Annotated in this window: 10 protein-coding genes; 8 read left to right on the top strand and 2 right to left on the bottom strand. The window is 66.9% G+C overall.

What is annotated here, in order from left to right:
• Positions 1 to 145: 145 nt before the first annotated feature.
• The gene (locus tag AB4Y84_RS03160; protein ID WP_442249759.1) at positions 146 to 1162 is read right to left on the bottom strand and encodes a glucokinase family protein; all 1017 of its coding nucleotides are present in this window, start codon (positions 1160 to 1162) and stop codon (positions 146 to 148) included.
• A 384-nt stretch (positions 1163 to 1546) separates the two neighbouring features.
• Between AB4Y84_RS03160 and AB4Y84_RS03155 the strand changes: the two genes are divergently transcribed.
• The 6 genes from AB4Y84_RS03155 to AB4Y84_RS03130 all read left to right on the top strand — a co-directional run bounded on the left by AB4Y84_RS03155 (position 1547) and on the right by AB4Y84_RS03130 (position 10572).
• Positions 1547 to 2839, top strand: coding sequence for a sugar MFS transporter (locus AB4Y84_RS03155; RefSeq protein WP_025878685.1), 1293 nt, complete (start codon positions 1547 to 1549; stop codon positions 2837 to 2839).
• A gap of 39 nt (positions 2840 to 2878) precedes the next feature.
• On the top strand, positions 2879 to 3946 hold the full coding sequence (locus AB4Y84_RS03150; protein WP_025878684.1) for a LacI family DNA-binding transcriptional regulator: 1068 nt from the start codon (positions 2879 to 2881) through the stop codon (positions 3944 to 3946).
• 7 nt (positions 3947 to 3953) lie between these two features.
• Positions 3954 to 4982, top strand: coding sequence for an SIS domain-containing protein (locus tag AB4Y84_RS03145; RefSeq protein WP_442249758.1), 1029 nt, complete (start codon positions 3954 to 3956; stop codon positions 4980 to 4982).
• The gene (gene nagA / locus AB4Y84_RS03140) at positions 4982 to 6130 is read left to right on the top strand and encodes an N-acetylglucosamine-6-phosphate deacetylase (protein WP_363731606.1); all 1149 of its coding nucleotides are present in this window, start codon (positions 4982 to 4984) and stop codon (positions 6128 to 6130) included. Before AB4Y84_RS03145 ends, nagA begins: the two co-directional genes overlap by 1 nt.
• 2 nt (positions 6131 to 6132) lie before the next feature.
• Positions 6133 to 7200, top strand: coding sequence for an acyltransferase family protein (locus tag AB4Y84_RS03135; RefSeq protein ID WP_363731608.1), 1068 nt, complete (start codon positions 6133 to 6135; stop codon positions 7198 to 7200).
• Between the two features lie 327 nt (positions 7201 to 7527).
• Positions 7528 to 10572 carry an autotransporter family protein gene (locus AB4Y84_RS03130; protein WP_442249757.1) on the top strand — a complete coding sequence of 1015 codons (3045 nt, stop codon included), beginning with the start codon at positions 7528 to 7530 and terminating at the stop codon, positions 10570 to 10572.
• Positions 10573 to 10762: 190 nt separating this feature from the next.
• Here AB4Y84_RS03130 and AB4Y84_RS03125 read toward each other — a convergent pair whose 3' ends face one another.
• Positions 10763 to 11185: a hypothetical protein gene (locus AB4Y84_RS03125; protein ID WP_442249756.1), complete on the bottom strand. Its 423-nt coding sequence runs from the start codon at positions 11183 to 11185 to the stop codon at positions 10763 to 10765.
• A 386-nt stretch (positions 11186 to 11571) separates the two neighbouring features.
• Here AB4Y84_RS03125 and AB4Y84_RS03120 point away from each other — a divergent pair, with 386 nt between their 5' ends.
• Complete coding sequence (locus tag AB4Y84_RS03120) at positions 11572 to 12612, top strand: S41 family peptidase (protein ID WP_442244401.1); 1041 nt, start codon at positions 11572 to 11574, stop codon at positions 12610 to 12612.
• Between the two features lie 3 nt (positions 12613 to 12615).
• A complete protein-coding gene (locus tag AB4Y84_RS03115) occupies positions 12616 to 12954 on the top strand; it encodes a hypothetical protein (protein ID WP_442244400.1) in 339 nt (112 codons plus the stop codon).
• The last annotated feature ends 188 nt before the right edge of the window (positions 12955 to 13142 follow it).

The raw sequence follows: 13142 nt of genomic DNA, 5'->3' as shown, positions 1-13142 counted from the left end.
CATGATGTCTCTCCTCATCACTCGATTGGATGCCGGCGGCGATATGGGATTGCGGTTGCGATGACGTGCGCGGGGCGGCGGCGATGTCCCGGGCATTGGCGTGCCACGTACTGCGTGCTGCGATTGCGTTGAAGCCGTTTCAGGTTCAGGCGTCGGCGTGGAGCAGGTACCAGCTGGCAGCGCCGATCACGCCCAGCTGTCCGTGTTCGACCACCTTCACCGGGATGCGTGCCAGCGCCTCGCCCATCGGCCCCTTCTGCAGGTAGCGTTCGACGAAGGTGCTGGTGCGCAGGTACTCGCGGATCTGCGGCAGGATTCCACCGGCCAGGTAAACCCCGCCGTGGGCGCCATAGAACAGGGCCATGTCGCCGATGGTGCTGCCGAGCAGGCCGCAGAACACATCCAGCGCCTGTCGTGCCAGCGGATCGGTGTCTGCCATTGCTGCGGCGGTGACCGCATCGGGGCTGGCCAGCGCCGGCGCCTGGTCCTGCAGTGCGCAGATCGCGCGGTACAGGTTCATCAGGCCAGGACCGGAAAKGGCATGTTCGATCGACACGTGCGCGCGGTCGCGYTGCATRTGGCGGACGATCGCCATTTCCAGTTCGGTGCTGGCGGCCAGGGTGGGCTGGCCGGCTTCGGTGGCCAGCACCACCGGACCGTTGGCCGTGGGAATCCACAGCGCTGCACCCAGGCCGGTGCCAGGGCCGACCACCAGGGTCGGGCCGCGCGGCGCCGTCTCCGGTCCGCACAGGTGCAGCACGCCGCTGGCATCGACCTGCGCGGCCGCATAGGCCACGGCTTCGAAGTCGTTGACGATGTGCACCCGCTGCAGGCCGACGTCGGCCTCGATCTGCCGCGCCGACAACGGCCACGGCACATTGGCGGTGATCACTGTGCCGTCTTCGCGGGCATAGCCAGCGGTGGCGACCACGCAGTGCGACGGGCGCGGGCCTTCGGCCAGGAAGTCGGCGAGGATCGCGCTGAGCCCGGCGTGGTCGGCGTTGCGGTACTTGCGGTAATCGAGCACCTGCACCGGATGGGCATCGTCGCCGCTGGCCTGGACCCGGGCGACACGCACATGGGTGCCGCCAACGTCGGCAGCCAGGAACGAGGGCGCGACGCGGGACAGGACATGGGCCGRGGCGGGATGGCTGGCGGTCACRCGGGCTCCTGCTGCAGGTGGGGCCGGCCCCGGGAAGGGCAACGATGGAGCCGGCGATTGGGCGGAGTCTGTAACCGCGTTGACAACGATGTCAACGAGTTCGTGACACTTTCGTTGCTGCGCCGCAACGAATGCAGATCGCCGTAAACGTTTACATGGCGTGAGTACTGCATCCCGGGCGGAACCGTTGCAGCAAGGGGCTTCAAGGGCCAAGCGCATTCAGCGGATGGCCGTGCAGCGCGCTTGCGCAGTGCAACATGAGGTGTGGTGACCCGTGCAGGGAAGTTGACAAACGGTCGCTGTCCATCGAAAGAATGTGACAACGTTGTTCCCAGCCACTCTCCGACGCCGTGTTCTGCGGCCGTCGCCGCAGGAGCCTTCCTGATGTCAGCCGTCCCCGCTGCAAGCGCACGCCCGAACGTGGCCTCGTCCATCGCCATCGTCGGCGTGCTGTTCTTCCTGATCGGCTTCTTCACCTGGCTCAACGGCCCGTTGATCACCTTCGTCAAACTCGCCTTCGAGCTGAGCGAGGTCGGCGCCTTCCTGGTGCTGATGGTGTTCTACCTGTCCTACTTCTTCCTGGCCCTGCCGGCGTCGTGGATCCTGCGCCGCACCGGCATGAAAAAAGGCCTGAGCCTGAGCCTGCTGGTGATGGCCGGTGGTGCGGCGTTGTTCGGTGAATTCGCCACCCAGCGCTGGTATCCCGGTGCACTGGGCGGCCTGTTCGTGATCGGTAGCGGCCTTGCGCTGCTGCAGACCGCGATCAACCCGTACATCTCCATCCTCGGCCCGATCGAAACCGCCGCACGGCGCATCGCGATGATGGGCATCTGCAACAAGATCGCTGGCATCCTTGCGCCGATATTGATCGGCACCCTGGTGCTGCATGGCATCGGTGATCTCGACGCTCAGGTGCAGGCCGCCGATGCGGCCACCAAGGCCACGCTGCTCAACCAGTTCGCGGCCAAGATCCACGCGCCGTATCTGGCCATGGCCGGTTTGCTGGTGCTGCTGGCGGTGGCGGTATTGTTCTCGCCGCTGCCCGAAATCAAGGCCTCCGAGGCCAATGCCACACCGGCCGGCGTGCCAGGCAAGGCCGAGCGCAGCAGCATCTTCCAGTTCCCGCATCTGTGGCTGGGCGTGCTCTGCCTGTTCGTCTACGTCGGCGTGGAAGTGATGGCCGGTGATGCCATCGGTACCTACGGTCATGGCTTCGACCTGCCGCTGGACCAGACCAAGATGTTCACCGCGTTCACCCTGTTTGCGATGCTCATCGGCTACGTGGTCGGCCTGGTGTTGATCCCGCGAGTGGTCTCGCAGTCGCGCTACCTGACCGTCTCGGCGGTATTGGGCGTGCTGTTCTGCCTGGGCGCCTTCTTCACCCACGGCTATGTGTCGGTCGCCTTCGTGGCACTGCTGGGCTTTGCCAACGCGATGATGTGGCCGGCGATCTTCCCGCTGGCGATCCGTGGCCTGGGCCGCTTCACCGAAACCGGTTCGGCGCTGCTGGTCATGGGCATCGCCGGCGGCGCGATCATTCCGCAGCTGTTTGCCGTGCTCAAGCAGCACATCGACTTCCAGCTGGTGTTCCTGCTGCTGATGGTGCCCTGCTATCTGTACATCCTGTTCTACTCGGTGGTCGGCCATCGCGTCGGCCTGCCGCAGGACAAGGTCTGATCGGCGATGATGGACGGCAGCCAACCCCAGGAAAAGCCGATGCGCAGAGCGACCATCAAGGACGTTGCCGAAAAGGCCAAGGTCTCGCTGAAGACGGTGTCGCGGGTGATCAACAACGAGCCCTCGGTGATGCAGGCCACCCGTGCGCGGGTGCTGCGTGCCATTGCCGAGCTCGACTACGAACCCGATCCGTCGGCGCGCAACCTGCGCAGCGGCACCACCTTCGTGATCGGGCTGGTGTACGACAACCCCAACCCGTACCACATCATCGGCGTGCAGAACGGTGTGCTCGCGGCCTGCCGCGAAACCGGCTTCGGCCTGCAGATCCATCCGTGCGATTCCAGTTCGCCGCTGCTGGCCGATGAACTGGCCGACTGGGTGCAGCGCTCGCGCCTGGCCGGGCTGGTGCTGACCGCACCGATGTCCGAACGTCGCGACCTGGTTCAGGCGCTCACCGCGCGCGGCATCAAGCTGGTGCGGATCATCGCGGCCACCGAAGATCCGGCCGATGGCGCTTGCGTGTTCGTCGACGACCGCGAAGCCGCCTACGAAATCACCGAGCACCTGATCCAGCTGGGCCACCAGCGCATCGGTTTCCTCTGGGGTGGCACCTCGCACCGATCGTCGGGCGAGCGCTACGCCGGTTACGAGGCCGCGCTGAAAGACTACGGCATGACCGTGGACAAGCATCTGGTGGTGCAGGGCGACTACACCTTCGACGACGGCTTCCGCGGTGCGCGGCGCCTGCTGGCACTGCGCGAACCGCCCACCGCCATCTTCGGTTCCAACGATGAAATCGCCGCCGGCGTGCTGGCCGCAGCGAAGTCGGCCGGCATGAACGTGCCCTACGACCTGTCCATTGCCGGCTTCGAGGACAGTCCGTTCTCGCGCCAGTCGTGGCCGCCGCTGACCACCGCCAAGCAGGCCACCGAAGACATCGCCCGCCATGCCGCGCGCCTGCTGATCGCACAGCTGCGCAGCGATGCCTACGACGATGCGCCGGCGCCGCTGCACAACCAGGGCTTCGTGCCGCAACTGGTGGTGCGCGGCTCGACCGCACCGATGCGTCCTGCTGCCGCGCGTCCCCTTCCTTCCGATCCTTCCTGAGCCTGCCATGTCGCTGTCCGATCCCACCTCCACCCTGATGTTCGCCGAGGCCGCCGAAGCGGCCGAGGTCGTTGCCCGCCAGTTCGCCCGCAACCACGCCGTGATGGAGACGCTGRCAGCCAGCCTGCGCGCTGCGCCGCCGCCGTTCGTGGTGACCTGCGCACGTGGCAGCTCCGACCATGCCGCCACCTACGGCAAGTACCTGCTGGAAACCCAGCTGGGCCTGGTCGTTGCCTCGGCCTCGCCATCGGTGGGCTCGGTCTACGCGGCACCGCTGCAGCTGCGCGGTGCGTTGTTCATTGTTATCTCGCAGTCCGGCAAGAGCCCGGACCTGCTGCGCAATGCCGAAGCGGCCAAGGCCGCTGGCGCGCGCGTGGTGGCGCTGGTCAACGTCGAGGATTCTCCGCTGGCACAACTGGCCGACACGGTCATTCCGCTGCATGCCGGCGTGGAGAAAAGCGTGGCCGCGACCAAGAGCTACCTCGCTTCGTTGTCCGCGCTGCTGCAACTGGCGGCGTACTGGAAGCAGGACAGCGCGCTGCGCAATGCACTGGACCTGCTGCCCGATGCGATGCGCGAGGCCTGGCAGTGCGACTGGAGCGCAGTGACCGATGGCCTGGTGGAGGCCAACAACCTGTTCGTGCTCGGCCGTGGCCTGGGCCTCGGCGCGGCGCAGGAGGCCGCGCTGAAGTTCAAGGAAACCTGCAGCCTGCACGCCGAGGCCTACAGCTCGGCCGAGGTCAAGCATGGGCCGATGGCGCTGGTCGATCGCGGCTTCCCGGTGCTGGCCTTCGCCCAGCCTGATGAAACCGGCGCCGGCACTCGTGCCGTGGCCGAAGAATTCACCGCACGTGGCGCCCAGGTGTGGCTGGCCGGTGCCGGCGGCAACCTGCCGGTCGCTGCCGCGCCGCATCCGCTGTGTGCGCCGCTGCTGACGGTGCAGAGCTTCTACCGCGCGATCAATGCGCTGGCGCTGCGCCGCGGCTTCAACCCGGATCTGCCGCCGCATCTGAACAAGGTGACGGAGACGGTGTGATGGCAACCGTGCTGCGCAATGCCCGCATTCTTGCCGGCGATGAGTTCCGCGACGATCTTGCGGTGGTGATCGAAGACGGCCACATCAGCGCGCTGCTGCCCGACGCTGCGCCGCAGCTGGGCAAGGCCGACGAGCAGGTGGACCTGGGGGGCGGCTGGCTGCTGCCCGGCTTCATCGATGTACAGGTCAATGGCGGTGGTGGCGCGCTGTTCAACAACACGCCCGACGTGGCGTCGCTGCGCACGATTGCGCGTGCGCATCGCCGCTTCGGCACCACCGCGATGCTGCCGACCCTGATCAGCGATGACCTGGGTGTGATGCGCGAGGCGATCGCTGCGATGCGCGAGGCCATTGCGCAGGGCGTGCCAGGCGTGATCGGCATCCACCTGGAAGGGCCATACATCGCACCGGCGCGCAAAGGCACGCACGATGCCAGCAAGTTCCGCGTACCGGACGCGGAAGAGATCGAACTGGCGTCGTCGCTGGACAACGGCGTGACCCTGCTGACCCTGGCGCCGGAGCGCGTGCCGCTGGAGACCATCCGCGCGCTGGTCGAACGCGGTGTGATCGTTGCCGCTGGCCACACCGCCGGTACCTATGAAGAGATCCGTGCCGGCCTCGATGCCGGCGTGCGTGGCTTCACCCATCTGTACAACGCGATGTCACCGCTGCAGGGGCGCGAGCCCGGTGCGGTCGGCGCGGCGCTGGAAGATCGCGACAGCTGGATCGGCATCATCGTCGATGGCGTGCACGTGCATCCGGCCAGCCTGCGCGTGGCGCTGGCGGCCAAGCCGCGCGGCCGCCTGCTGCTGGTGACCGATGCGATGCCGCCGGTCGGTGCGGACGATCCCAGCTACGTGCTGTATGGCGAAACCATCACTGCCATCGACGGCGTAGTGCGCAACGCGGCCGGCTCGCTGGCCGGCTCGGCGCTGGACATGGCCACCGCCGTGCGCAACACCGTGCAGCTGCTGCGCCAGCCGCTGGCCGAAGCCGCACGCATGGCCTCGACCTATCCGGCGCAGTTCCTCAATGTCGATGATCGCCTGGGTCATATCGCCGAGGGTTACCAGGCCGACCTGGTGCTGCTGGACGATGCGCTGCAGGTGCGTGGTACGTGGATCGCCGGCCAGTACGAGGCCGCTTGACGATGAGCAGCACGCCGCCACGCCGGTTGGGCTCGATCGACGCCCTGCGCGGCATGACCGTGGCGGCGATGCTGCTGGTCAACAACCCCGGTGACTGGAGTGCGGTGTTCGCACCGCTGCGCCATTCCGAATGGCACGGCTGCACACCGACCGACCTGGTGTTCCCGTTCTTCCTGTTCCTTGTTGGCGTGTCGATGGCCTTCAGCGTCGCACCGCGCGCGCTGGATCCGGCCGCACGGCCCGCACTTGCACGTGGCGTGCTGGAACGCGCACTGCGCATCGCCATTGCCGGCGTGCTGCTGCACCTGCTGGTGTGGTGGGCACTGCACACGCATCACTTCCGCATATGGGGTGTGCTGCAGCGCATCGCGCTGTGCGCGGCAGTGGTGGGCGTGCTGGCGGTGTATGCGCGTCCGCGCATGCAGGTGGCCGTGCTGGTGGCGCTGCTGGTGGGCTACACCGCGCTGCTGCTGGGCATCGGAGATCTTGCGCCCTGGACCAACCCGGCCAGCCGTCTGGACACCACCTTGTTCGCGCCATGGATCTACCAATGGCAGGCGGATACCGGTCTGGGCCATGACCCGGAAGGATTGCTGAGCAGTCTGGGCGCGTTGGCCAGCACCGTGCTGGGCCTGTTGGCCGGCGGTCTGCTGCGCAGTGGCCGCGCCGGTGCATTGGCCGCGCTGGGTGCGGTCACCGCCGTGCTCGGCCTGCTGCTGGCAACCGTACTGCCACTCAACAAGCAGCTGTGGACGCCCAGCTACGTGCTGTGGACCGGTGGCCTGGCCGCGCTGGCATTGTGGCTGGGCCACCTGCTGATCGACCGCAAGGGATGGCCGGCACTGGGCCGGCGCTTTGGCGTCAATGCGATCACCGCCTATCTGGGTGCCTCGGTGATGTCAGTGATCCTGCTGGCGACCGGCGCCTGGGGGTGGGTCTGGCAGCAACTGGCTGCGGCGATGCCGCAGGCGCTGGAGCTGGCCTCGATGCTGCAGGCGTTGGTGTTCGTTGCGCTGTGGTGGGGCGTAGCCTGGTGGCTGGACCGACGTCGCATTTATCTGAAGATCTGAGCGCGGCAGAGATGGTGGAGAACGGCCCATCCACGCATGGCGTGGATCTACTGTGCTGGTGGGTTGCGGGGTCATCCACGCATGGCGTGGATCTACTGGGCCAGGATTGCAGTAGATCCACGCCATGCGTGGATGCTCTTGGCAGGCTGACGAAGGTGAACTGGTTCATCGACATGCGGACCGCGTGAGCGCTTCCCGGTTTCACATCGAAAACGTGACCGCTTGCCTGCAATTTCACCTATCGAAACCATTCATGGCAGGGCAGACTGCATCAGCAGTGTCGTACAGACCATCCGCAGTTCCTGATCCCCGACCCAGGAGTGCTGTATGTCCCATGTCGTCCCGCGCGGGTTCCGCCAACGCCGTCTGACCGTTTCCCTTCTGCAGATCCTGGCGATGCCCTCGTTGCTCGCCTTGTCCGCCCCTGCCGCCTGGGCCGGGTGCGATGCGACGGCTCCCGTCGCCGGGCAGACCGTCACCTGCAGCAGCACCGCCCCCAATCCCGAGACAGCAGCCATCAGCGCCAGTGGCGCTGCAGGCATCACCGTGAATGTTGGCAATGGCGCGCAGCTGCAGCAGGCCGGAGCGGGCAGCGCCATCTCCCTGCTCGGCGCTGGCGGGCACGTGCTCACCAATCTCGGCGCCATCAGCTCGGCGAGCGGTACTGCGGTACAGCTTGGCGGTGGCAGCCGCGTCGACAACACCGGCAGCATCAGTTCCGGCAGCGGTATCGCACTGCAGTTCAGCGGTGCCGGCGACAGCGAGCTGGTCAACCGCGGCACCATCAGTGGCAGCAGTGGCGTGCAGTTCGGTGCCGGCAACGATCGTCTGCAGATGCTGGCCGGCAGCATCAGCGGCGGCGTGCAGCAGGGCGATGGCAACGATGTGCTGCTGCTCAGCGGCGGCACCATCGACAGCCTCGACCAGGGCAATGGCGATGACCAGCTGACCATCAACGCCGGCACCATCACCGGGCTGGTGACGCAGGGCAGTGGCCGCGATGATTTCGTCATGACCGGCGGCACCATCGGCGCCCTGCAGCAGGGCGACAACATCGACACCTTCCGCATGAGCGGTGGCCGCATCGTCGGCGCGTTCGAAGATGGCGACCAGGCGTGGATGACCGACGGCCGCATCGGACGCGTCAACATGAAGCTGGACAAGAACCTGTGGGACATGTCCGGCGGCACCGTCGACGGCAACGTGGTCACCGGCTTCGACACCGACACCATCATCATCTCCAACGACGCCTACATCGGCGGCAACATCAGCGTCAGTGGCGGCGCCGACAGCGTCACCATCACCGGTGGCACGGTGCGTGGCCAGGTGCTGCTGAGCACCGGCAACGACACCTTCAACTGGAATGGCGGCGGCATTGTCTACGGCACCATCGACATGGGCCCCGACGATGACGTCGCGACCCTGGGCAATCTCAACCAGGCCAACCTGGGCGCTGTACCGCTGTTCGATGGTGGCACCGGCACCGATCGCCTCAGCTTCAACAACGTCAAGACCGCTGGCGTCGGACGCTTCCAGAACTGGGAAGCGATCAGCCTGGCCAGCAGCACCGAGCTCACCTTCGATGGCGACCTGGTGCTGGGCGACAGTGCCACCGGCACCGGCAGCTTGAACGTGGACGAGACCAGCACGCTGTTCRCCGGTGGCGGCAACCATGCGATCCGTCCGTTCGCGGCAGCTGCGCTGGTGAACATGGTCAACGCCGGACGCATTGATCTGACCAACAACAGCGGCGCCGGCGATGCCTTCACCATCCGTGGCAACTACCGCGGCGACGGCGGTGGCGTGTACCTGCAGACCGTGCTGGGTGCGGACGACTCAGCCAGCGACCGCCTGGTCTTTGATGGCGGCACCGCCACCGGCAGCACCGGCCTGGGCATCATCAACACCGGCGGCGGAGGAGCGGCCACGCTGGTCGACGGTATCCTGGTGGTGCAGGCGCTGAACGGCGCAACCACCGCGCCAGGCGCGTTCTCGTTGTTCGCACCGGTCTCGGCCGGTGCCTACGAGTATTTCCTGTTCAAGGGCGGCGTCAGCGCCGGCACCGGCGAGAACTGGTATCTGCGTTCGACATTGGCGGCCGGGCCGGCCCCCGCACCGAACGGCGGCGGCGAAGTACTGCCACCGCCACCGCCGACGCCACCGGTGGCGCCACCGCCGCCGATTCCCCCGGCACCCCCGCCGCCGCCAGAGGGTGCCACCGATCCGGACCTGACCGCAGGCGAAGCCGCACCGCCGCCACCGCCGCCGGAACCTGCGCCCGTAGCGCCGCCCAGCGATCCACCCGTGCCGGACGTGCCGGTGGCCGGTGGCAGCCTGCCCGGTACCGGTTCGCCGCCGCCCACTGCGGGGGCAAGACCTGCCGCACCGGACGAGAACGGCCTGGTGCCGCTGTACCGCCTGGAGACCGCGGCCTACGCCGTGGTACCACCGCTGCTGCGCGAGACCTCGCTGGCCAGTTTGGGGACCTTCCATGAGCGCCAGGGCGAACAGCGCCTGCTGTACAACCAGGGCGCCTTCCGCACGGCATGGGGACGGCTGGTGGGGCAGAGCAGCGAGATCCACTGGAAAGGCGATGCACGGCCCGGCTTTGATGGTGACGTGATGGGCGCGCAGGCAGGCTTGGATGTGTGGGCTGCCAGCGGTGACAGCCATCGCAACCAGATCGGCGTGTTCGTCGGCCGTACCCGCGCCGATGGCAGGATCACCGGCCTGGCCGTGGGCTGGGACAACGTGTTGGTCGGCCAGAGCCGGTTGGACGACAAACACGTGGGCCTGTACTGGACGTTGACCGACAGCAGCGGCGGCTACATCGACGCAGTGGCGATGCAGAGCCGCTACGACGGCCGCACGCGCTCCTCGCGCGGGCTGGGCATCGACCTCAAGGGCGATGGCACCACGCTCTCGCTGGAAGCGGGCAAGCCACTGCTGCAGTTCGGGCAGTCATCGTGGTGGCTGGAGCCGCAGCTGCAGGTGATCTGGCAGCGCAGTTCACTGGATGACCAGCGTGATCTGGTGTCCACCGTTTCCTTCGATAACGACAACGCCTGGACCGGCCGCGTCGGCCTGCGCCTGGCGGGCGATTACCAGTTGGCCGACAACGGCTGGCAGCCGTACTTCAAGTTGAATTACTGGCATGGCCGTTCGGGAGAGGACCGCATCCTGTTCGACAGCGACGCGATCATCAATTCGCAGCGCTCGCGCGCACTGGAAGCCGGTGTCGGCGTGGTCGGACGTTTCAACCGCGCGATCAGTGCGTATGCCGTGGCCGACTATACCCGCGAGGTTGGTGGCAGCGACAACGGCAAGCGCCGCATCATCGAAGGCAACATCGGCCTGCGCGCGGATTGGTAGCGCCCTTCGCTTTGGCCGCTTTGGTGGGTGCCGACCCTGGTCGGCACGAATCCAACCGACGCCATGAACCGCTCTGGTAGGTGTCGACCTCGGTCGACACGAATCCAACCGGCACCATGACCCGCCCTGGTAGGTGTCGACCTTGGTCGACACGCCTTGGCAGCAGTCAATCAATTCCCACACACCTGCATCACAACGGCGATCGACCCAGCAACGTACCTGCGTGATCGGCCAGCAGCTGCACCGCATACAGCAACCCTTCCTCTGTCAGCGGCGGGCATTGCGCCTCCGCGTCGTCCAGTTCACGCGCGGCCTGCGTCGCCAGCAACACGCCACCCRATGCCGACAACGCCAGCAGGCAGCGAGTGGCGCCGGCCAGATCGCGCGCCCGTGCCGGGGTGATGCGCAGCTCCGTCCACGGCTCGCCGTCGGCGGCGTGGCAGCGCGTGATGTCGCGCAACCGCTTGAAAAAGGCGGGCGTGGGAGCGGCTTCATCCGCTTCGGTCAGCGCGTCTTCCAGAGCCTCGGCAGTAGCGTTGGGCAGCTGCAGGTCGGGCAGGGCATCACCCAGCAGTGTGTGCAGGCGGGGATAGGTGGGGTAGAGCGTAGTCATGGCAGCAACCTCACAGGGCAAGGCCACCTGCGGGATGCAAGGTGGCGGGCGGTGCGGGTTGGCGTGCCGGTCAAGAGCAAAGAAGAAGCCGACGGACCCAAGGGTCCCCACGCACCGCCCGCCATGGAGCGGCAGGTGGTGCATTGTCGCGAGTGCCTGCATCGAGGCAATCGGTCATCTTTGCTCATTGATTCAGGACGCCAATCCCGGCCAGCGCAGGTGGCGCTGGCACAGCGACCTTCGCGCTTTTGCGGTCGCGCTGACATGGGCAAAGTTGCAAATCGATACGACGCGCCCTGCCAAGCCAAACACGACAGGGTGCGCGATGGAACACACCGCTCCGGCACCGTTATGCTTCGCCTTCATCCAACGACAGGGAGATGTCGATGCGAAACAGCAAGGGACTGCCGGCACGAGCCGCCTTGATCGCCACGCTGCTGGCAGCGACCGCTGCCACTGCGGCCGACACCATCGAGATCCCCTCACCCGCCGCACAGGCACAGCTGCTGGACATGCTTGAACGCGAGGCGCTGTACCGAGGCAGGGTCGATTGGCCTGCCACGCGCACGCGGCTGAAGGATGCGCAGGGCGATCCGGCCAAGGTCCGGACCGTCCTGGCCGAGTCCATCGGTCGCAGTTCAGGCGGTCACGGCAGCTGGATGACCCCGCAACGACAGCAGCAACGTGTGGAGCGTTTCGCCCGCGAAAACGCCACCGCCGCTGCCCGCAGCGAAAGCGACGCCACTCGCGCACGTGACCCGCGTATCGGCCAGGTGCTGATCGAGGGCTATGCGGCAGACCCCGGTGCGCCGCCGCAGCAGCTGCAGCAACAGAACATCCAGCGTGCGGTGCGTTGGCAGAACATCATCCGTGAAAAGGACAGCACGCCTCGCTGTGGCTGGATTGTCGACCTGCGCGACAACACCGGCGGCAACATGTGGCCGATGCTGCTGGGCGTTGCGCCGCTGCTGCGCACTTCGGCGATGGGTATCGAGGACGTGGGCTCATTCGAGACCGCCGACGGTCCGGTACGGTGGCGGACCACCGCCAGCGGCGTGCGCATGGGCGATGCGACGGGTCTGGATTTCGGCCAGCCCGGCTATCTACCCAGCCTTGTTGGCGCACCGGTGGCAGTGCTGACCGGCCCGCGCACCGCCAGTTCCGGCGAGGCGACCGTTCTGGCGTTCCGCGGCCGCGCGCAGACCCGCAGTTTCGGCCAGCCCACGGCGGGCGTATCGACTGCCAACGTGGTGCGCCGGCTGGTGGACGGCAGCGCGCTGGTGCTGACCACCAGCGTCATGCGCGATCGCAATGGACATGGCGACGGGCGGAAGATCGCGCCGGACCAGGCCACCGTCGGCGATGCCGCAACGGTGGCGGCGGCTGAGGCCTGGCTGCTGGCCCAGCCCGCCTGCAGGAAAGGCTGAACCATGCTGCTGATCGGCCAACACGAACGGGTGCTGATTGTCGGCCCCACCGAATCCCACCACTGCCTGCGCTGCCAGGCTGAAACCGAATTCGCCCCGCAGCTGCGCTACAGGATGGCGCGCATCGACCTGCTGTTCGGCATCGTCTACCAGCGCCGCTACGAGCTGGCCTGCACCGGCTGCGAGCACGGCTGGGTGCTGGATACCGAAAGCATGGACCAGCAGCTTGGCGGGGTACCGATCCCGTTCCGGCACCGCTTCGGCCTGCCGGTGATGCTGGTGGTAGTGGCCGGGCTGGCGGTGGCGGGGTGGATGTGGCGGATGGGACACGGTGGAGGCTGAGCAATGATGGATGATTTGCATAAGTCCCAATTTGGGACTAGGATGGGGCGGTGAGAGTTTTCGCGCTGGCTACGCTCAGGCGTTACTGGGAAAGGTTCCCAGAGTGCGAGCAACCGCTGAAGGCCTGGCATGACGAAGTGAGGCGCGCCGCTTGGGCCAGTCCGCATGACATCCGCAGTTGCTATGCG

The organism is Stenotrophomonas sp. 2YAF22, from assembly GCF_052114665.1.
GTDB classification, from domain to species: Bacteria; Pseudomonadota; Gammaproteobacteria; order Xanthomonadales; family Xanthomonadaceae; genus Stenotrophomonas; species Stenotrophomonas indicatrix.
This window is presented reverse-complemented; position numbering and strand designations above follow the sequence as displayed.